At 29.2% G+C, this 21393-nt stretch carries 22 protein-coding genes; 3 read left to right on the top strand and 19 right to left on the bottom strand.

Features of this window, described 5'->3' with window-relative positions; translation table 11 throughout:
* Window position 1 precedes the first annotated feature (1 nt).
* Genes ACTT9U_RS00870 through ACTT9U_RS00880 form a run of 3 tightly spaced genes read right to left on the bottom strand, consistent with a single transcriptional unit; the run spans window position 2 to window position 2373 of the window.
* The gene (locus ACTT9U_RS00870) at window positions 2-769 is read right to left on the bottom strand and encodes a pyrroline-5-carboxylate reductase (protein WP_440931307.1); all 768 of its coding nucleotides are present in this window, start codon (window positions 767-769) and stop codon (window positions 2-4) included.
* 29 nt (window positions 770-798) lie between these two features.
* A complete protein-coding gene (glaH, locus tag ACTT9U_RS00875; RefSeq protein ID WP_440931308.1) occupies window positions 799-1710 on the bottom strand; it encodes a glutarate dioxygenase GlaH in 912 nt (303 codons plus the stop codon).
* Window positions 1711-1758: 48 nt separating this feature from the next.
* On the bottom strand, window positions 1759-2373 hold the full coding sequence (locus ACTT9U_RS00880) for a LysE family translocator (protein WP_440931309.1): 615 nt from the start codon (window positions 2371-2373) through the stop codon (window positions 1759-1761).
* A 123-nt stretch (window positions 2374-2496) separates the two neighbouring features.
* Between ACTT9U_RS00880 and ACTT9U_RS00885 the strand changes: the two genes are divergently transcribed.
* Both ACTT9U_RS00885 and grxC read left to right on the top strand, forming a co-directional pair.
* The gene (locus ACTT9U_RS00885) at window positions 2497-2793 is read left to right on the top strand and encodes a TIGR03643 family protein (protein ID WP_014953588.1); all 297 of its coding nucleotides are present in this window, start codon (window positions 2497-2499) and stop codon (window positions 2791-2793) included.
* A gap of 3 nt (window positions 2794-2796) precedes the next feature.
* The gene (gene grxC, locus ACTT9U_RS00890) at window positions 2797-3051 is read left to right on the top strand and encodes a glutaredoxin 3 (RefSeq protein WP_440931310.1); all 255 of its coding nucleotides are present in this window, start codon (window positions 2797-2799) and stop codon (window positions 3049-3051) included.
* Here grxC and msrB read toward each other — a convergent pair whose 3' ends face one another.
* Window positions 3052-3423 carry a peptide-methionine (R)-S-oxide reductase MsrB gene (gene msrB, locus ACTT9U_RS00895; RefSeq protein ID WP_440931311.1) on the bottom strand — a complete coding sequence of 124 codons (372 nt, stop codon included), beginning with the start codon at window positions 3421-3423 and terminating at the stop codon, window positions 3052-3054.
* A 3-nt stretch (window positions 3424-3426) separates the two neighbouring features.
* Window positions 3427-4320, bottom strand: a complete 894-nt coding sequence (locus tag ACTT9U_RS00900; protein ID WP_440931312.1) for a histone deacetylase family protein — start codon at window positions 4318-4320, stop codon at window positions 3427-3429.
* 112 nt (window positions 4321-4432) lie between these two features.
* Here ACTT9U_RS00900 and ACTT9U_RS00905 point away from each other — a divergent pair, with 112 nt between their 5' ends.
* The gene (locus tag ACTT9U_RS00905; RefSeq protein ID WP_440931313.1) at window positions 4433-5074 is read left to right on the top strand and encodes a class I SAM-dependent methyltransferase; all 642 of its coding nucleotides are present in this window, start codon (window positions 4433-4435) and stop codon (window positions 5072-5074) included.
* A gap of 1 nt (window position 5075) precedes the next feature.
* Here the strand turns inward: ACTT9U_RS00905 and ACTT9U_RS00910 are convergent, their stop codons facing one another.
* The 14 genes from ACTT9U_RS00910 to ACTT9U_RS00975 all read right to left on the bottom strand — a co-directional run bounded on the left by ACTT9U_RS00910 (window position 5076) and on the right by ACTT9U_RS00975 (window position 21393).
* The gene (locus ACTT9U_RS00910; protein WP_440931314.1) at window positions 5076-6026 is read right to left on the bottom strand and encodes a D-2-hydroxyacid dehydrogenase family protein; all 951 of its coding nucleotides are present in this window, start codon (window positions 6024-6026) and stop codon (window positions 5076-5078) included.
* Complete coding sequence (locus ACTT9U_RS00915; RefSeq protein WP_440931315.1) at window positions 6019-6918, bottom strand: DMT family transporter; 900 nt, start codon at window positions 6916-6918, stop codon at window positions 6019-6021. Before ACTT9U_RS00915 ends, ACTT9U_RS00910 begins: the two co-directional genes overlap by 8 nt.
* The gene (locus ACTT9U_RS00920) at window positions 6919-8163 is read right to left on the bottom strand and encodes an NAD(P)/FAD-dependent oxidoreductase (protein ID WP_440931316.1); all 1245 of its coding nucleotides are present in this window, start codon (window positions 8161-8163) and stop codon (window positions 6919-6921) included.
* 60 nt (window positions 8164-8223) lie between these two features.
* Window positions 8224-9342, bottom strand: coding sequence for a rod shape-determining protein RodA (gene rodA / locus ACTT9U_RS00925; protein ID WP_440931317.1), 1119 nt, complete (start codon window positions 9340-9342; stop codon window positions 8224-8226).
* A 2-nt stretch (window positions 9343-9344) separates the two neighbouring features.
* Window positions 9345-11210 (bottom strand): penicillin-binding protein 2, encoded by a 1866-nt coding sequence (mrdA, locus tag ACTT9U_RS00930; protein ID WP_440931318.1) that lies wholly within the window; start codon window positions 11208-11210, stop codon window positions 9345-9347.
* A complete protein-coding gene (locus tag ACTT9U_RS00935) occupies window positions 11203-11721 on the bottom strand; it encodes a rod shape-determining protein MreD (protein ID WP_440931319.1) in 519 nt (172 codons plus the stop codon). The genes mrdA and ACTT9U_RS00935 overlap by 8 nt, the downstream gene beginning before the upstream one ends.
* A complete protein-coding gene (mreC, locus tag ACTT9U_RS00940; RefSeq protein ID WP_440931320.1) occupies window positions 11714-12970 on the bottom strand; it encodes a rod shape-determining protein MreC in 1257 nt (418 codons plus the stop codon). The genes ACTT9U_RS00935 and mreC overlap by 8 nt, the downstream gene beginning before the upstream one ends.
* Window positions 12971-12981: 11 nt before the next feature.
* Window positions 12982-14019, bottom strand: coding sequence for a rod shape-determining protein (locus ACTT9U_RS00945; protein WP_440931321.1), 1038 nt, complete (start codon window positions 14017-14019; stop codon window positions 12982-12984).
* Window positions 14019-15590 carry a 2-isopropylmalate synthase gene (locus ACTT9U_RS00950; protein WP_440931322.1) on the bottom strand — a complete coding sequence of 524 codons (1572 nt, stop codon included), beginning with the start codon at window positions 15588-15590 and terminating at the stop codon, window positions 14019-14021. The genes ACTT9U_RS00945 and ACTT9U_RS00950 overlap by 1 nt, the downstream gene beginning before the upstream one ends.
* A 77-nt stretch (window positions 15591-15667) precedes the next feature.
* On the bottom strand, window positions 15668-16690 hold the full coding sequence (gene ilvC, locus ACTT9U_RS00955) for a ketol-acid reductoisomerase (protein ID WP_440931323.1): 1023 nt from the start codon (window positions 16688-16690) through the stop codon (window positions 15668-15670).
* 21 nt (window positions 16691-16711) lie between these two features.
* Entirely contained in the window at window positions 16712-17260 is a 549-nt protein-coding gene (gene ilvN, locus ACTT9U_RS00960) for an acetolactate synthase small subunit (RefSeq protein ID WP_440931324.1), read from the bottom strand.
* A gap of 1 nt (window position 17261) precedes the next feature.
* Window positions 17262-19028, bottom strand: coding sequence for an acetolactate synthase 3 large subunit (locus ACTT9U_RS00965; RefSeq protein WP_440931325.1), 1767 nt, complete (start codon window positions 19026-19028; stop codon window positions 17262-17264).
* A 53-nt stretch (window positions 19029-19081) separates the two neighbouring features.
* Window positions 19082-19990: a tRNA (adenosine(37)-N6)-dimethylallyltransferase MiaA gene (gene miaA / locus ACTT9U_RS00970; RefSeq protein ID WP_440931326.1), complete on the bottom strand. Its 909-nt coding sequence runs from the start codon at window positions 19988-19990 to the stop codon at window positions 19082-19084.
* Complete coding sequence (locus tag ACTT9U_RS00975) at window positions 19990-21393, bottom strand: Do family serine endopeptidase (RefSeq protein WP_440931327.1); 1404 nt, start codon at window positions 21391-21393, stop codon at window positions 19990-19992. The genes miaA and ACTT9U_RS00975 overlap by 1 nt, the downstream gene beginning before the upstream one ends.

Here is a 21393-nt window from a genome sequence, read left to right on the forward strand (position 1 = left end):
ATTATTTGCTTAATCTTTTATGAATACTATTTAAGGTACTTTCTAAAGATTTATACATACCTTTTTTTGTAAGCTCTTTCAAACCTTGTTCATTGAGCCCTTTAGGAGTTTGAGATTCCTTTACAAGATTTCTTAAATCAACTTTAGAATTAACAACTGCATCTTCAGATAAAGCTAAAAACAATGAAGTAATATATTTTTGTGCATCTAATTTATTAATACCTCTTTTTGTTAGCCATTCACTCATAGATCTTTGCATATCATAATATGATGCCATCATTCCTGATATAGTCCAAAAATTTATTGATAATTTTTCATTTTTAATTTCGATAGTTGTTCCAATTTTATCAAAGAAAGATTTAACACTTTTGTTTGGAGGACAGATTGGAACTGGACCTTTTTTTAATGATATAAATGGTAATGGTATTGCTCTTACAATTGAACATTTTACTTTTATTATTTTTTTTAATTGTGAAAGTGTAATTGTAGAAATAAAACTGATAATTTTTTGAGAAGATTTAAATTTTAAATCTTTAATTATTTGCTCTCCAACTGTTGGTGTAACTGATAAAAAAACCCAATTCACTTTATCAACTATTTCCTGATTATTTTTTGCAATTATGACTTTTTTAAATTTTCTTTTTAATTTCTGAGCTAAACTTTTATTTCTTGGAGAAATATAAATTTTTTTACACTTTATTTTAGACGTGCAAATACCTTGAATTACTGAATAAGCTATTTTACCTGTCCCAATAAATCCTAAATTCATAAAGAACTTAATATAGTGAATTAATTTAATTAATTAATAAAAAAAGAACCTCTAATTCTTAATAGTTCTCTACTTAATGCTTTGTTTTCTTTGAAAGGTTTTCTGCCATGGAGCCAAAAGTAATTATTAGCAACAATTATAGATCCCACTGGCAACTTTGTAACAATTTTATATCTGCTTCCTTCTAAACAATCAGATAATTTTTGTAAGAAAATTCCTTGTTCCATATTTTTTGGTTCAGGAAATTGATCTATATAAGAAATTTGAGGCCTACCTTCGCTATCTTCTGAAAAAATTGGATGTTCAACTTTATAATCAACATTTTTACTTTTTGGAGAACCCCAAACAAAATCTTGTTTACCTACCGGGTCTTTTGAGAGTTCATCACAAAATTCCCAATCATCTAAATGCAGCATTGCTGTTTCGCCACCTTCAACATTCTCTTCTTCAATTTTAGTCATCAATAGCCAATCAGTAACTTCTTTTACGTAAGTTCCATCAGTGTGTAGATCCATATTTCTATATGCTTTTCTTAAATAAGAATCGCTGTTGTCCTCATGTTTGACATGAAACCTTGCATAATATTTTCCAGCCATTGAATCAAAATTTGGGTTTCCTATTAAATAAGCAATTGCAGTTGATAATTTAACAAAAAATTTATCATCTAGTTTTAAGCTCATATTTTTAGGTGAAATTATAAAACATCCAGTGTTTCTATCTTTTAAAATAAAGTTCATCAATTCGCTAAGTTTAGATTGAGTTAAATCATCTAAGCTTTTTGCAATTGTAAATCTTGAAAAAGGTTTTAATTCTAAAGCTGTTAAATCAAACTTATTAAATGAAAATTGTAGTTTATCTAAAATTTCATCTTCAATTTTAATATTATAAATTCTATTAGATTTTTCGTGTTGTGATATTTCTAAATCTTTGACTTTTTCCATAAGTAAATTTTTATTTACTATATTTAAAAATTTCTAGTGAAATTTAATTTAGTACTCTTGAGTATATAAAATTACTAAAGCGATTGTCACTAAAACACTCGCTGAAATTGTATTTATTGTTTTTGGATTAGCTGTGATCCATTTAATAAGTTTTTGTGCGAGTATTGCATAACCAATTAAAGATAAAAAATCTAATACCACATAAGTTGTAATAAGAATTATAAATTGAGTTAATAAATTTGAATTAAAATCAATAAATTGTGGGAAAATAAATGGAAAAAACATCCAGGCTTTAGGGCTTGTACCTGCAACTAAAAAACCATCTCTAAAAAAAGATAAATTAGTTTTTTTTATTTCTTCTTTGTTTGTTATATTTTTTGGATGCGATTTATAGATATCATATGCAAGATATAAAATATAAATAATACCTATCCACTTAAAAATATTTAATATAGTTGAGCTTTCTGAAAAAAAAGATCCTATTACAAAAATGACTAACGTTGCTTGAATTAAATTTGCAGTTACATCACCAAATGCTGACCAAACACATTTACCTACCCCATAATTCATGGAGTAAGAAATAATTACAATTCTTGGAGTCCCAGGAGTTATGAATAAGAAAATTATTATTTGAAGATAAAGTACAAAATCTAAAGGGAGCATTTTTAAAAAAAAAGATAGTCCTAAAAAACCGGGAGCTAAAGATGGCTAAGAAGGACTATCTGGAACATTTTAACAAATCCTATATAAATTGCATTATCTATTTTTTATAAAATTTTGGGAAAAATGAAAAAAAAAGGCAACATACCAGTCACCAGAGTTAAAAATCCAGAGCCACCAATTGATGATCCTGATTGGATCATTTGGGCAGCTTGGGCTGACCGGATTACTTTCGAAGAAATTGAAAAAAAAACTGGTAAGTCAGAATCTGAAGTAATCAAAATAATGAGACGGACACTTAAGCCCTCCTCTTTTAGATTATGGAGAAAAAGAGTAAACCAAAAGAGTATTAAACATAGAAAAAAATTTGAATATTCTAGAAAACAAATAACTAGTAAAATTAAAAAAGGTGATTATCTATAGCTAATGAAAAATATAACAATTTATACTGGTCCACTTTGTAATTATTGTGAGGCTGCAAAAAGATTACTTCAAAGAAATAATGCAACTTATAACGAAATAAACATCGCTACCGTAGATGGTGCAATGGATGAAATGATTAAAAGAGCAAATGGAAAAAGAACTGTTCCACAAATCTTTTTTGATGATCAACATATTGGTGGTTATGACGATATAAGAGCTTTAGAAAAAGAAAATAAGTTAGAAGAAATGCTAAAGTAATTATTCTTTAGGTTTAAAAACTAAACATACACCATTATTACAATATCTTTTTCCTGTAGGTTCAGGTCCATCATCAAATATGTGACCCTGATGGGCATCACAATTTTTACAATGATATTCTGTTCGAGCGTAACCTAAAAGATGATCTGTTTTTGTTTCAAAAACATCTGGTAGAGATTTAAAAAATGATGGCCAACCTGATCCACTTTCATATTTAGTTTCGCTATCAAATAATTTTATCCCACAGTTAGCGCAATGATAACTTCCATCTCGTTTTTCATGGTTAAGTTCACTAGTTCCAGGTGGTTCGGTTCCATCCTCAAACATTACTAGTTTTTGTTCGGCAGTTAAGTTTGGATTTTTCTTTGACATTATTTAAATATACTTAGAACATGTTTCATGTAAATAAGAATGTAATTCAACTAATTTTTCAAAATTTTTGTTATAACCACCTCCTAAAACACCACATAAAGGTATTCGCTGTGAGAAAAAATTTTCTATAACTATCTGATCTCTCATTCTAACACCCTCATCTGAAATTTTTAACTTTCCTAGGCGATCATTGTAATGAATATCAACACCAGCTATATAAAATACAAAATCAAAAAAATGTTGATTTAATTCTTTTAAACATTGCTTTAATTTTTCTAAATATAATTTGTCTTCTGTATTATCTTCCAGTTCAACATCATAATTACTTAAAGATTTTTTAGCTGGATAATTGGTCTTAGAATGCATACTAAAAGTAAAAACATGATTATCATCCTTAAAAATGTCTGCATTTCCATTTCCTTGATGTACATCTAAATCAACTATTAAAATTTTATTAGCTAGACCTCTTTCAATCAAATATTTTGCAGCAACAGCTACATCATTAAATACACAATAACCTGCTCCGCCATTAAAATTTGCATGATGGCTTCCACCAGCCGTGTTGCAACAAATTCCAGATTTAATAGCAAGTTTTGCTGCTAAGACAGTTCCACCAGTTGCAATAAAAGATCTTTTTACAACACTATCAACTAATGGAAATCCAATTTTTTTAACACCGTCTTTATCTAAAGTCTTATTTTTTATGTCATTTATATAATCTAAAGAATGAGCCTTACTTAGAGTTTCAATTGAACAAGGAGAGGGATTTATGAACTCTTTAACTATTTTTTTTTCTTTCAAGTATTTTGCAAGTTCTGAAAATTTATCAATTGGGAATTTGTGATCATCTCCAATTTTTGCTACATAATTTTCATGAAAAACGACTGGAAGTTTCATTGTATTTACAACTTATTAGATTATATTAAACATTCCCTTTATGTTATCATCAAACTTTTACTACAGATTAAAATATCAATTTAACAATGGCGCAATCTATCCTGTTTTTAAAATGTATATTATTGACAGATTGATGCACCCTTTTTTAAGTAAAGAAAAAAAAAATTTCAAAAAAAAACATCAAGAATTTTTAAAACTTAAAAAAACAACTACGGATTATTTTTCCATAAATGCATTTTACTGGAATAAAATATTAAAAAAAAATTTTAAAAAATTCTCATATTTAGAAATTGGCTCTTGGGAAGGAAATAGCGCTTTATACATTTTAAAAAATCATTCAACATCAAATGTAGTTTGTGTTGATCTCTGGGACAAAGCAGAAAAATTTAAAGATTTAAATAAAAAAAATTTTAGTAATTTCATTGAAAATTTAAAAAATTTTAAAGACAGATATTCCTATCATAAAATGAAATCAGATGATTTTTTTAAAATAAATAATACATTCTTTGATGTGATCTATGTTGATGGATGGCATGGCACTACTCAAGTTTCTAATGACATTTTAAATTCTTGGAATTTTTTAAATAAGCATGGAATATTAATATGTGATGACTATTTTTATGGGGATATATATAATAATTCAGAATCAGATATCCCAGCACCAGCGATAAACAAATTTATTAAAAAAAATCAAAAAAGGTTAAAGATAGTCTGTGTAAATAATACACAAATTTTTATTCAAAAAATCTGCTAATTTATTTTATTTCTCTAATAGGTTTATTGTTAACACATGACTCTAAAGCTTCTATCATTTGAGTGTAAAAAATATGATAATTTTCAGCCGTTACATATCCTATATGTGGGGTTAATAGCGCATTAGGTAAAAATCTAAGTTTATTATTTTCAGGTAATGGTTCTTTTTCATAAACATCTAATCCTGCACCAGCAATTACATTTGTTGATAGTGCTATAATCAAATCATCTTCATTAACAATTGGTCCTCTTGAGGTATTAATTAAAAAAGAGGTTTTTTTCATCTGATCTAATTCTTTTAATGTAATGCAATCTTTATATCTTTCTCCTCCTTGCACATGGATAGATAGAAAATCAGAATTTTTTATTAGATCTTCTTTGCTACATGGTAAAACATCTAATTCTTTACATTTATCTAAGCTCAGATTTTCACTCCATGCCATAACTTGCATACCGAAAGCTTTACCAATTTTTGCAACTTGAGATCCAACTCTCCCAAGACCTAATAATCCTAAAATTTTTCCTTTTAACTCAACCCCTATTGTTGTTTGCCAATAGCCTTGGTACATATTATCAATCTCTTCTTTAAGGTTTCTTGCTAAACCTAAAATTAAGGCCCAAGTTAACTCTGGTGTTGGGTGTATATTAATTTCAGTACCACAAACTAAAATATTCTTTTTTTTTGCTGCCTCTAAATTAATTGATTTATTTCTGCTACCACTTGTAATTATAAATTTAAGATTTGAGAGATTATTTATTAAGCCCTCAGTCATTGGAGTTCTCTCTCTCATTATGAGTAAAGCCTCAAAATCAGCTAATTGCTCAATAGCGTCATCTTCATTTTCAAAAGGTTCACTGAATATCTTAAACTCATATTTTCCAGATAATTTTTCTAAATCTACAAATTGTTGAGATACGTTTTGATAATCATCTAATATTGCAACTTTAAGCATTTTTAATTTTTCTATTTGATAAAATTATTCCTGTTAAAATAAAAATTGCGCCAAGAATATGATAAAACATAAATTTTTCATTAAAAATAATCATAGCCATTATTGCACTTAAAATTGGCATTAAATGTAAAAAAACTCCTGATCTGTTAGCACCAATCATTGAAATACCTTTTATCCATAAAATAAATGAAGCAAGGCCAGGGAATAAAACAACATAACTTAATATTAATATAAATGGTTTTTCGACTTTAATAATATAGCCTAATTGATACTCAATAAAATAAATTGGAATTAAAAATATTAGACCAAAAGTTATTATGACTTCTAACAAACCAAGTTGTGAAAGTTGATATTTTTGTTTTTTTAATAAAGCAGAGTATAAAGCCCATGAAAACATAGCAATAACCATTGTCAAATCACCTTTATTAAAATCTAAACTTAAGAGAACTCCTAAGTTTGCTTTTGTAATAATTAACAATACACCTGTGAAAGAAAAAATTACTCCTAAAATTTGAAAAATATTTGTTTTTTCAATTTTTAAAATTGATGAAATAAAAATTATCATAACAGGTATAGTTGAGATCATTAAAACTCCACTAATTACCTGGGTAAAGTTTAATGAATAATAAACAATAGAGTTAAAAATCGTAATACTCGTTATCCCTAAAATTATAAATAATTTTAAATTATTAATAATATAGTTTCGTTTTTTGATTATTTCTGAAAATGTAAATGGTGCTAATATTAACCAAGCAAAAAACCATCTATAAAAATTTAATGAAAAAGGTGGAACATCATAAAAACTAGCAAATTTTCCAACGATAAAATTGCCTGCCCAAAAAGTAACAGTTAAAAATAAAAATACATAAGCAATATTAAATTTATTGCTCACTTAACTGAATCTAGATGAACTATATGGGTTTAAATTTAAATTAGTATTTTCTTCAGCAATCATACCTGAAACTATCTTTCCAGATATTGGTCCTAATGTCCATCCTAAATGATGATGTCCAAAACAGTAAAAAATATTTTTATATTTTTTTGAAGGACCCATTACAGGTAAAAAATCAGGTAATGTTGGTCTAAATCCTAACCACTCATCTTCATGATCTGGTAAATCTCCAAACATATATTTTGCGTTATTAATTAAATTTTTTATTCTAGATTTCGAAAGAGGATTTTCCAAACCACCAAATTCTACTGTTCCAACAACTCTTAAACCTTGTTCCATAGGTGTAACGCCAAAGCCTCTATTCTGAAAAATTACTGGACGACTTAATAAATGATCGCAATTTTTAAAATGAACGTGATACCCTCTTTCTGTATCTAGTGGAATTTTTTCACCCAAGTTATCTGTAAGTTTTTTAGAAAATGCTCCACAAGCGATAACTGCTTTATCAAAAACAAAACGTTGTACCTCGGATATAAATGTAGGTTTGTCTCCATCAAACTCTATATCCTTAATATTTAACTTATTAAATTTTCCTCCTTTTTTCATAAAGAGATCAAAAAACTTTAATAAAATTTTTTTTGGATTTCTTGCATGTCTTGCATAAGGATAAAAAACTCCAGCATGATAAAATGGTCTTATATGTGGTTCCAAATCATGTATCTCATGTTTGTTAACTAGTTGCTGTTCAACTCCTAATTCTTCTCTGACTTTTATTTCAAGTTCTCTACTTTTTAAATCTTTATCATTCCAAATATAAAGTATGCCCTTGTTTTCAACTAATCCTTCTAGATCATCAATCTCATCAAAAATTTCATCATATGCAGGTAAAGCTAAATCTAAAATTTGATGCATATTTTTTGCTGTATGCATCATTTTATTTTTAGATGTATTTAATAAAAACTTTATGAACCAAGGGATCATTTTTGGAACATAATTCCATTTAAGTGCTAACGGCCCAGTAGAACTCATAAGCATAGCAGGTACATCTAAAAGAATGTCAGTTCTGTTTAAAGATAAAGATGCGTATGGAGAAAAATGACCGGCATTGCCATATGAAGCAGCTGGACTTCCAGGTTCATCTCTGTCAAAAATTGTTACATCAAAGCCTTTTTTCTGAAGAAAAAGAGCATTAGAGACTCCTTGTATTCCTGATCCAATAATACCTACTTTAAAATTTTTACTCATAAAAAAAATATACATTTAATGTACAATTTTCCTTAAGCGACAAATTATACTTAAGCTAAATTATGATATATTTTGGTTGTGATTAATCTTCGCACTTAGAACGATTGAAAATCCAATCATGGTTGCAAGTAAAGAAGAGCCTCCATAGGACATTATTGGCAAAGGGGAACCAACTATAGGTAGCAATCCCAATACCATAGACATATTAATTGAAACATATAAAAAAATTGCAAATGCAAAACCAAAACAAAATAGTCTTGAAAAGAAACTCCTTGAAATCAAACCAGTTCTAATAATTCGATATATTATCAAACCATAAAGCAGCAATAAAAGTATAGATCCCACAAATCCAAATTCTTCAGAAAATAATGTGAATATAAAGTCAGTATGTTTTTCAGGTAAAAAATCTAAATAACTTTGAGTTCCTTTTAAAAAACCTTTTCCAGTTAAACCACCAGATCCTACCGCAATTTTAGATTGGATAATCTGGTACCCTGATCCCAAAGGATCTCTATCAGGATCAATAAATGTTAAAATTCTTAATTTTTGATATGGTTTTAAAAATGAAATAGCAAAAGGAAGTGAAATTAGAAATAGTATAAATGAATAAACAAAATATTTAATTCTGAGACCTGATAACCATAAAATAATTAAACCAGATAATGAAATTAAAATTGAAGTACCAAGATCAGGTTGTGTAATAACTAAAATTGTTGGAACAATTATAATTGTTAATGAAACCAAAATTGTAGAAAAATGATTTATTCTTTCTGTTCTAATTCTGTGAAAATATTTAGCTAAACAAAGTATAACTGCAATTTTCATTAACTCCGATGGTTGAAGATTTAAAAAGTATAAATTTATCCATCTTTTTGAGCCTGAAGCTTGAACACCATACAAAGCAACCCAAACCAACAAACCAAGTATTATTAAATAAAAGAGATAGCTTCCAGCATGCCAAAACTTGATATTAACAAACGATAATATCAACATCATTGGAAAAAAAATTGAAAATTTAACAAAGTGACTCTTAGTATGGAACAAAATTTCACCACCATCTGTAGAGTACATTGCAAATATACTAATTACTCCAAGAATTAAAATACTCATTAATAAGACATAATCATAATCTCTTAACTTTTGAAAAATTGATGTATTTTGAGAAAAATTATTTCGCATTTTTAAATATCTAAAAATTTATTATCTTTTGCTTCCTCTCTTAACTTGTGTCTATCAATTATTAATTTAAATAACTTTTTAGCCATTGGTGCAGCAGTTGTTCCACCTGATCCACCATGTTCGATAATAATACTCAAAGCGTAACGAGGATTTTCAGTAGGTCCATATGCAACATATAATGCATGGTCTCTTTGTTCATAAGGAATTTCTGATGTTTTTAAATCAAGTTCCCTTTCTTCCTCTGTAATCCTTTTAACTTGAGCAGTTCCAGTTTTGCCTGCAAAACGATATTTTGGATCATTTATTCTAGAAGAATAAGAAGTTCCCATAACCTCGTTTGTTGAACTAAAGATAGAATCTTGAATAATTTTAATATTTTTCTTTTCTGTAAATAATGGTTCATACTTGTCTAAAAAATTTGTTTCAGTATCAACGGTGATCTTTGGATAAATTTTATACCCACCATTGGCAATTTGAGCTGTCATCAAACAGAGTTGTATTGGTGTTGTTTGAATATATCCTTGTCCAATTCCAGTGATCATTGTTTCTCCTAATAACCATCCACTTCCAAGTGCGTTTTTTTTCCATTGGGTGTTAGGAACAAGACCTTTTTTTTCATTGAAAAATAAGTTTTCAAATACTCTTTCACCAAGGCCAAATTTTTTGGCTGTTTCACTTAATCTATCAACTCCAAGTCTTCTTGCTATCTCATAAAAATATGTATCACAAGATTGTTTCATAGCATTTTTTAAACTTACAAATCCATGTCCTTTTTTCTTCCAACAGTGGTATGTTTGGCCATACATTTCAGTTTTACCCTCACACTTTACTGTAAACTGAGGACTGACAATTTTATTTTCTAAAGCAGATAAAGCTACAATTGGTTTAATCGTAGAACCAGGAGAGTATTTACCACTGATAGTTTTATTTACTAAAGGTTTTAATGGATTGTTTCTAATTAATTGCCAATCATCTTGATTGATACCAAATAAAAATAAATTTGGATCAAAAGACGGTGCGGACTGCATAGCTATAATCTCACCCGTATAAATATCCATCACACAAATAGAGCCAGCTCTATCTTTAAGCAATTCACTACAATATTTTTGTATTTCAGTATCTATGGTTAATCTTATATTTTTACCTTTTGATCCTTTTTGTAATTCAATCTGATTTATTTTCTTACCATAAGCATTTACTTCAAATCTTTGGATATCATTTTCTCCAAGTAATTCTTTTTCAAATGCTTTTTCTAGTCCGGTTTTTCCAACTCTTAATCCAGGAACAAATTTCTTTTTAATGTTTTCATTTTCTAAAACATCTTTTTCATTAGCTTGGCTAACGTATCCAAGTACATGTGTAAAATCCTCTTTATGAGGGTAAATTCTCGTTATCGACAAAACTGATTTTACGCCACTTAGTTCATATAGGTAGCTATTTACCCTTGAAAACTGTTCCCAAGTCAAATTATCAGATACCACTATAGTATCCCATGGCTTAACTTCATTTTTTTTCTTTAATAATCTTTGAAATTGTCTCTCCGACATATTTAAAATATTCTTCAATCTTAAAGAAACATATCTAAAGTTTTCAACTTGTTCTGGGATTAAATGAAGTTGATAAACTTCATTGTTTCCAGCTATTGTTTTTCCAAAATAATCTAAAAATTCGCCTCTTACAGGTGGGAGTTTGGACTCTCTAATTCTATTTTTATCAGATAAAGTAAGATATTTATTTTTATCTTTAACTTGTAATGAATAAAGTCTAGATGAAAGACCTAAAAAAACTAAGATCTTTGCGGCAGTAACAATAAATAATCTTCTATTAATTAAGTTAACTTTTGTTACATTATCACTGATATTAAACATCAGATTTCCCTATAAATTTTTTGTAATAAAAGCCAAAAATAAAATGAAAGAAAAAGAATAATAAGAATGTTGTAAAATTGTTTACAAGAAGAAATCGATAATCAATTAAAACCCCAAAGTATAAATATAAAACTAAATAGTTAATAGAATTTGCAACAGAAATAGTTATTAGAAAGAATAACCAGTCTTTCATAATCGTAGGTCTTAATGTGATACTTCTAAAATAAGATGAAAAAACACAAATTATCATATAACAAAAGCTACTTAGACCTAATGGCAAGCCTGTAACAGTATCGTTTATCAATCCTGCTATAAAAATTAATCCATATCCAAAATGATCAATTGCTTTCAAAGTGCAAAAAAAAATCAATATATATGCAAAATTAAATGATAAAAAAGGAACACCAAAATAGTTTGCATCGAATTCGTTGAAAACACTAATAAATAACAAAAGAAGTGGAAAAACTTTTAAGAAACTTCGAAAAAATGTATTTTGTCTTAAATCAGTCATTTATTTTTATACCCCTTCTTAAAACACATTTTCGGTATTCAGGACTTCCAACTTTAAATCCTTTTGAAATAATTGTTTTTTTTGCACACTTGGGTCCAAATTCTAAATTGAGTTTCAAAAAATTATATTCTTCTTCGTCAATTTTATGAGAATTGATAACTTTTGTTTGTTCATTGATTTTTTTTTCTGATTGAAATAATTTTTTTTGAATTTGAGATAATTGGTCTTTTAATTTTAAATTCTCAGCTTCAATTTGAGATCTTATTTGGTCATTGATCTCTTTTTCTTGAACTAAAGCTTCTAATCTTTCATTTAATTGAACAGGACTTGGTCCTTTAAATAAAATTCCTTCTTTCCAAGAATTATCTGTTTCTGAGATTTCATTTTGGTTTTGTTTTTCAACTTTGTCGAATGAAGCTACTGAAACATATTGTAATTGGGAGAAATCGCTAAAAAATTGAATCTTTACCTCGTCAGTTGTTTGATCAAAATCAATAATTTTACCAATTGGTATACCGCTTTTAATAAGACCACCTGTCCCTGAAGTGTATACAATTGAGTCATTTGAAATTTTATTAAAATGTATTTTTTTTAGATAATTAACTTTTGCAAAATCATCACTGGTTCCTGTTGCGATCGCTTGTAAATTTCCTGGTGAAATTGAAATTGGAATATTTGAATTAATATCAGACAAAAGTAATACACGAGAAGTATTAAAATTTACTTCAATTATTTTACCTACTAAATAATTTTGATCTAAAACTACCATTCCAACTTTTACTCCATCTCTTGATCCTTTATTAATTACAAAAGATTTTAAATATGGGCTGTTGTTATCAATAATTATTTTTGAATAAATTATTTCACTTGAAACTAAATAATCATCTAATTGTTCTCTAAGTTTTTGATTTTCAAATTCTAATATCTTTAAAGATACGTCTTTAGATTTAAAATCTGCTAATTCATCTTCAAGGATCATTGCTTTAGTATGAACTTTAAGATGATGGTCTAATTCTTCTGAAATACTACTTAATGCTTTTTCAGGAGCAGATATCACAAATGATCCTCTATAGATAACTTCATTTATTGTCGATTTAACAAATGAAATTATTTTAAAATTTTGATTGCTTAAGAATAAAACAAATATTGATAGGAGAATAAGAGATAATAATGAAAATTTTTGTTTGGTTTGTTTTTTTAAAAAAGCAGATCGTATTGCTATTACGAAATCATCTCTGCTTACACTCATTTTTCATATTCCTAATACTCTGAAAGCATCGTTGAAAAAGTCTCTTCTTGTTCGAGAGCTTTTCCTGTACCGATAGCAACACATGACAATGGATCATCTGCAATATGAACTGGTAGACCAGTTTCTTTAGAAAATCTTTTATCAATATTTTTTAATAAAGAACCACCTCCAGTTAATGTTAAACCCATGTCAACTAAATCTGCAGATAATTCTGGTGGTGTATTTTCAAGTGCATCTTTTATGCCATTAACCATGTCTCTTAAAATATCATTTAATGCTTCTGCTGTATCTTCTTCTGTTATATTCACTTCCTTAGGTGTACCAGATCTTAAATCTCTTCCTTTAACGGCATAGGTATTATTATTAGAAGGGATTGCTGTTCCAATTTCTTTTTTAATTTTTTCAGCAGTACTATCACCAATCATAAGGTTGTATTCTTTTCTCATATAATTGACCATAGCTGTGTCCATTGCATCTCCTGCAACTCTTAATGATTTAGAATAAACTAATCCTCCAAGAGACATTACTGCTATTTCACTAGTACCACCTCCAATATCTACAACCATAGAGCCAGTTGCTTCAGAAATTGGTAAACCAGCGCCAATAGCTGCAGCAATTGGTTCTTCAATTAATTGTACTCTTCTAGCACCTGCTGCTAGAGCACTATCTTGAATTGCCTTACGCTCTACAGGTGTAGATCCTGTTGGTACACAAATTAAAATTCTAGGGTTAGCAAGAGTGCTTCCTTTATGAACTTTTTTGATAAAATGTTTAATCATTTCTTCAGTAACAATAAAGTCAGCGATTACTCCATCTCTTAATGGTCTAATTGCACTTATGTTACCAGGTGTTCTACCTAGCATTGTTTTTGCTTCATCCCCTACAGCCAAAACATTTTTCTTACCACCACCATTATCTACAATTGCAACAACAGATGGTTCATTTAAAATTACGCCCTCTCCTTTAACAACTACTAGAGTGTTTGCTGTTCCAAGATCAATTGCCATGTCTTGGCTCCACATTCCTTTTAATTTTTCAAAAAAACTCATTAAATCCCTTTCACTATTTTTTCTTCCTGATCCATCGGAGCAGTTTTTTCTCTTTTTATAATCATTTTATTCAACGCGCTGATATAAGCGTTTGCTGAAGCGACTAAAGTATCAGTATCTGCTGCTTGTCCAACTGTAGTCTTTCCATTTTCCTCAATACGAACACTTACAGTAGCTTGTGCATCAGTTCCTTCAGTTACTGCATGAACTTGGTATAATTGTAATTTTACATCATGCGGATATAAATTTTTAATACATTTAAAAATAGCATCAACAGGACCGTCACCCGTTTCTGAAGCAGATTTAATATCTCCATTCACATCTAATGTCATATCTGCTTTTTGAGGCTCACCTGTTCCAGCAAATACTTTCAAGGATTTTAAAGAAATTGTACTTGATTTATTATCAATAATTAAACTATCATCAACTAAAGCAATAATATCTTCATCGTAAATATGTTTCTTTTTATCTGCTAAAACTTTAAATTTTCCAAAAGCTTTTTCAATGATGTCATCTGTAATATCAGCATATCCTAAACTAACTAGTTTATCTTTAAATGCATGTCTTCCAGAATGTTTTCCCATTACTAATGATGTTTGTTTAACTCCAACACTTTCAGGTGTCATTATCTCATAAGTATTTCTATTTTTTAACATTCCATCTTGATGAATTCCTGATTCATGAGCAAATGCATTTTTACCAACAATCGCTTTATTGTATTGAACTGGAAAGCCAGTTACATTTGAAACAAGTTTTGACGCTTTACTTAACAATGTTGTATTTATTCCAGTTTCATATGGCATCAAATCATTTCTAGTTCTTATTGCCATTACAACTTCTTCTAAAGCAGCATTCCCTGCTCTTTCACCAATTCCATTAATTGTACATTCGATTTGTCTTGCGCCTGCTTGAACTCCTGCAAGAGAGTTTGCTACTGCTAAACCTAAATCATTATGACAATGAGTTGATAAAATTGCTTTATCAATGTTTGGAACTTTATTTAATAATGTATTTATTATTGTAGTAAACTCAGAAGGAACTGTGTAACCGACTGTATCAGGAATATTAATTGTTTTAGCACCGCTTGCTATAGCAAGTTCAACAGTTTTACACATATAATCCATATCTGTTCTTGTCCCATCTTCACAAGACCATTCAACATCATCGGTTAAGTTTCTTGCATATGACACATGCTCTTTAATTGACTCGTAAACTTGTTCAGGAGTTTTATTCAATTTATGTTTCATATGTAGTGGGCTTGTTGAAATAAATGTATGAATCCTAAATCTTGGTGCATGTTTTAAAGCTTCATGACATCGATCTATATCTTTTTTTGAATGTCTTGATAGACCACATGGAATAGATTTTTTTAAAACTTTACTAATGGCAGATACAGCTTCAAAGTCACCTGGTGATGCAATTGGAAAACCAGCCTCAATTATATCTATACCTAATTCATCAAATACTCTTGCAATTTGAATTTTCTCCTCAAGACTCATTGAGGCGCCTGGAGATTGTTCTCCATCTCGCATAGTTGTATCAAATATAATTACTCTATCTTTATCGCTCATAACAAATTTTGAATGAGATTGACAATACAATCTATAATAGAGATTGTAAATTATTATGTTAAATTTTCTTTATATTTTTAACTTTTATCGCTATCAACTAGTTTCTTTTTACCAATCCAAGGCATCATAGCTCTTAGTTTAGTTCCAACTTGTTCAATAGAATGATCAGCTAAATCTTTTCTTGTTTTTAAGAAGTTTTTCTGACCATTTTTACACTCATCCATCCATTGTTTAGTAAACTTACCTGACTGGATGTCAGCTAAAACTTCTTTCATTCTTTTTTTAGTCTCTTCTTTATTGACTATTCTTGGACCTGAAACATATTCACCATACTCAGCAGTATTAGATATAGAATAATTCATATTTGCTATTCCACCTTCGTATATCAAATCAACAATTAATTTAACTTCATGTAAACATTCAAAGTAAGCCATCTCAGGTTCATAACCAGCTTCAACTAAAGTTTCATAACCATTTTTAATTAATTCAACTAAACCACCACATAGAACTGTTTGTTCACCAAATAAATCTGTTTCACATTCATCTTTAAATGTTGTTTCAATAATTCCTGATCTTCCACCGCCAATTGCTGAAGCATAAGATAAGGCTAAATCTCTCGCTTTACCTGTTCCATCTTGATGAACTGCCATCAAACAAGGAACACCACCACCTCTTTCATATTCACTTCTTACTAAATGACCTGGTCCTTTAGGTGCAACCATAAAAACATCTAAATCTTTTCTAGCGTTTATTAAATTGTAATGAATATTCAAGCCATGAGCAAAAGCTAAACTTGTACCTTCCCTTACTCTTTGTTCAATATGATTTTGATAAATAGTAGCTTGAAGTTCATCTGGAGTTAAAATCATACATACATCTGCCCATGCAGCAGCATCTGATAAACTCATTACTTTTAATCCTTTAGACTCAGCTTTAACTTTACTTTCTGATCCATCTCTAAGTGCGACTACAACTTCTTTAACTCCACTATCTTTTAAATTTAAAGCGTGAGCATGGCCCTGGCTCCCATAACCAAAGATAGCAACTTTTTTTTCTTTAATTAAATTTACATCAGCATCTTTTTCATAGAACATTTTCATTACTTTTCTCCTTTTATTTAATTAGTTAAAAACTTTATCTCCTCTAGTCATTGCTACTGCTCCAGTTCTAGAAGCGCTGATCAATCCTAATGGTTTAAGTTTAATACTCATTTTATCAATTTCTCTTCTTAAGGCTGTAATTTGAATTACAGCAGAATTTTTTGTTTTATCTAATATTACTGGATTATACTTTTTACAAGCATTTAAACACTTATCTATCTTATTTTTTTTAGCAACAATCTTGAATAAAGCCATTTCTTTAAATATCACTGAGCTATCTTCTCTTTTAAAGTCTGCAACTTTATGAACTGGTACCAATTTTTTTAATTGTAGTTTAATTTGATCAATAACTTGTGGTGTTCCTGTTGTAACAATTGTTATTCTTGATATGTTTTTTTTGGAGTCTATTTCTGCAACTGCTAATGACTCAATATTATATCCCCTACCAGAAAATAAACCAACTACACGAGCTAAAACCCCAGCTTCGTTATCAACCCATACCACAATTATATGAGTATCAAGTTTTTCTTTTTTTGTTGCAACGCTGTAAGCTGATTTAGACTTTGCCATTTTAAACTAATGCCTTACCTTTACCAGTAATTTTGTTTTCTTCTTGTTCATTTGGACCTAATATCATTTGATTGTGTGGTTTTCCTGAAGGTATCATTGGAAAACAATTTTCATTAGGGTCAACATGGCAATCAAAAATAACTGGACCTTTGTGATCAACCATTTCTTGGATTTTTTGATCTAATTCATCAGGTGTTTCAGCTTTTATTCCCTTGCATCCGTAAGCATCTGCCATTTTCATAAAGTCAGGCAATGCCTCTGAATAACTCTCAGAATAATTTTTTTCATGTAAAAGCTCTTGCCATTGTCTTACCATTCCCATGTATTGGTTATTTAAAATAAATATCTTTATGGGTAGATTATATTGAACTGCAGTTGACATCTCCTGCATTGTCATAAGAACTGAAGCTTCACCAGCAATATCAACTACTAATTTTTCTGGATGAGCTATTTGAACACCAACTGCTGCAGGCAATCCATAGCCCATAGTTCCTAAGCCACCAGATGTCATCCATCTATTAGGTTTATTAAATTTATAATGTTGAGCAGCCCACATTTGATGTTGACCAACTTCAGTAGTAATAAATGTGTCTTGATTTTTTGTTAACTCATACAATCTTTGCACTGCATGTTGAGGTTTTATAGTTTCATCACTATTAATAAAGTTTAATGAATTTTTCAGTCTCCATTTTTGGATTTGTTCCCACCATTTTGAAATTTGTTGTTTATTTGAACTGTTTAAATTTAATTTTTTCTTATTTATTGTTTTAGTAATCTTATTGATTACATCATTAACATCACCAACTAATGCCAAGTCAACTTTGATAATTTTATTTATTGATGATGGATCAATATCTATATGAACCTTTTTTGATTTTGGAGAAAACTCATCTATCTTACCTGTTATTCTATCATCAAATCTTGCACCAATATTGATTAATAAATCGCAGTCATGCATTGCATTATTTGCCTCATAAGTTCCATGCATTCCAAGCATTCCTAAAAACTGACTATCATCTCCTGGATAAGCGCCTAAACCTTGTAATGTCGAAGTGATAGGAAATCCTGTAAGCTGAACTAAGTTTCTCAATGCCTCACTTGCTTGAGGTCCAGAATTAATAACACCTCCTCCAGAGTAAATAATTGGTTTCTTTGCTTTGGACATCATTTCAATTAATTTATCTACTTCATCTTGTGTAAAACGATTTAAAGAAGAACCATTTAATTTTTTTTCAGCTTTTGGTTTTGTATATTTTGATTTTGCAAACTGAATATCTTTAGGAATGTCTACTAGTACTGGTCCTGGTCTTCCAGTTGTAGCAACTTTAAATGCTTCGTGTAAAATTTTTGATAAATCTTTTATATCTTTAACTAACCAATTATGTTTTGTGCATGGCCTTGTAATTCCTGTTGTATCACATTCTTGAAAAGCATCAGTCCCAATTAAATGAGTTGGAACTTGTCCTGATATACAAACTAATGGTACAGAGTCCATATAAGCATCTGTTAAAGCAGTAACAACATTTGTTGCTCCTGGTCCTGAGGTTACAAGTACTACACCAGGTTTGCCTGATGATCTTGCATAACCTTCTGCAGCATGACCTGCCCCTTGTTCATGTCTTACTAAAATATGTTTGATTGAGTTATGATTTTTTAATTCATCATAAATTGGAAGAACTGCCCCACCTGGATATCCAAAAATATATTCAACTCTCTGATCTTCTAGACATTTAAATACTATTTCTGCTCCAGTTAATAATTTTGACATCCATGCAATCTAGCTGAAGTTGTGCTCTTTGGTCAAGAACAAGAATTAAAAAATTAAACTTTTTTTAAAAATCTATTAAGACTACTTGGTTGAACTTTAGTCCAATCAGACATGTTCCCTCTACTCCATGTTGATTGGCGTTTAGCATATTGTCTTGTCTTAATAGCTATTTTTGTGATTATCTCATCTAAATCAGCTTTTTTTTCCAAATAATCTGTAATTTCATTAATTCCAATTGCTTTTGTTGCTGTTTTATCTTTTTTGACATTTAGTTTCAGAAACTTTTGGACTTCATTGACTGCACCATCCTTAATCATCTTTTTGGATCTAATATATATTCGCTCAATCAGTTTTTCTCTGGGGTAATCAATATAAATCTTAAAAAAATTATCTTTATCATAAATTGATTTGGTATTTTTATACCAATCAACCAATGATTTTTTTGTATGATATATTACTTCATATGCTCTAATTGATCTTTGTATATCTTTTGGATCAATTTTATTTTTAATTTTTTTATCAAGTCTTATTAACTTTTTGTAAAATTTTTCTTGTCCAATTTTTTTATTTAATAACCTTATCTTATTTCTTACTCTGATAGGAATATCAGGAATTTTTATTAATCCATCTGTCAAAGACTTAAAATATAAACCGGTGCCGCCAACTAAAATGGGAACTTTCTTCTTTTTTTTAATTTCCGCAATTTTTTTTTTAGATAATTTTAACCAATCACCAACAGAAAAATTTTTTTTTACAGACTGAAAACCATAAAGGTGATGGTGAATATTTTGATAATTTTTTACTTTTGGTCTTGCTGTTAATATTTGGAGTTCTTTGTAAACTTGCATACTATCAGCATTTATAATTTCACCATTAATTTTTTTGGCTAATTTTATCGCAAATTCAGATTTTCCAGATGCTGTAGGTCCTGAGATTAAAACTATCTTAGAACTAAGATTCATTAATCTAATTTAACACCAATATATCTTCTTTGATTTTCAGTATTATAAATTGCAAGTAAAATAGTTTTTTGATTTGATCTTAATACTTGTTTCACAACTTGTTTTAAATCACCAATTGTTTTTATTTTTCTTTTTTGTGCTTCAACAATTATACTATTTACTCTTATTGAATTAATTAAAGGACTATCATTTTCTATTTTTGTTATTACTAATCCTGTTGTTCCCTCAGGAAGATTTCTTGATTTAATATCATCATCTGTCAATACTTTTACTGTAATTTTCAAATCTTCAATTTCTGTATTTTTTGGATTAGATTTTTTTGTTACTTTAAAATCTTCTGAAGTTTCTAGTCTACCTAGTTTAACTTTTTTAGTTATTTGTTTTTTATTTCTCCAAATTTTTACCTCAACATTTTTTCCAACTTCAGTTTGGGCTACAATAATTGGAAGTTGTTTCATTTCTTTAATTTCTCTTCCATTAAATTCCAAAATAATGTCACCAGCTTCTATACCAGCTTTATCTGATGGGCTTCCTTCAGCCACGCTTGCAACTAATGCACCTCTTGGTTTATCAAGTTCTTCGATTTCCGCTATTTCCTTAGTAACATCTTGAATTCTTACACCTAACCAGCCTCTTTTAGTTTCTCCAAATTTTATTAATTGATCAATAACAACTTTTGCATTGTTAGATGGTATAGAAAAACCAATTCCAATCGAACCACTTCTCCCCAATATAGCTGTGTTAATTCCAATTACATCTCCATCCATATTGAACAATGGACCACCAGAGTTCCCTGAGTTAATTGATGCATCTGTCTGTATGTAGTCCTCATATCTAGATAGACCAATCGATCTATTTCTTGCTGAAATAATTCCTGAAGTTACAGTTCCTCCTAATCCGAATGGATTACCAATAGCAATAACCCAATCACCTATTCGTGCTTTATCGGAGTCCCCAAATTTTACTGGTGTAAAAGTTTCTTTTGTATCTAATTGTAAAACAGCAATATCTGATAGAGGGTCTGTTCCAATTACATCGGCTTTAAATTCTTTATCTCCGTCAACTCTTACAATTATGTCATCTGCATCTTGGATAACGTGATTATTTGTTATAACAATCCCTTTTTTATCAATGATAAAACCAGATCCAAGCGCACTCGATTTTCTCTCTTGAGGAGTGCCAAATTCTTTAAACATATCTTCAAATGGTGATCCTGGAGGGAATTGAAATGGAAAAGGATTTTGATTTGAAACAACAGTTGTGGTTGTAGAAATGTTTACTACTGATGGCATCAGTCTTTCAGCTAAATCAGCAAATGATGCTGGGACAGAATTTGAATTAGAATTTGTTGAAAAGAATATTGTTAGAATAAAGATTGTTAAAAATGATTTTAGATTTTTCAT

The organism is Candidatus Pelagibacter sp. (assembly GCF_052049975.1).
GTDB lineage: Bacteria > Pseudomonadota > Alphaproteobacteria > Pelagibacterales > Pelagibacteraceae > Pelagibacter.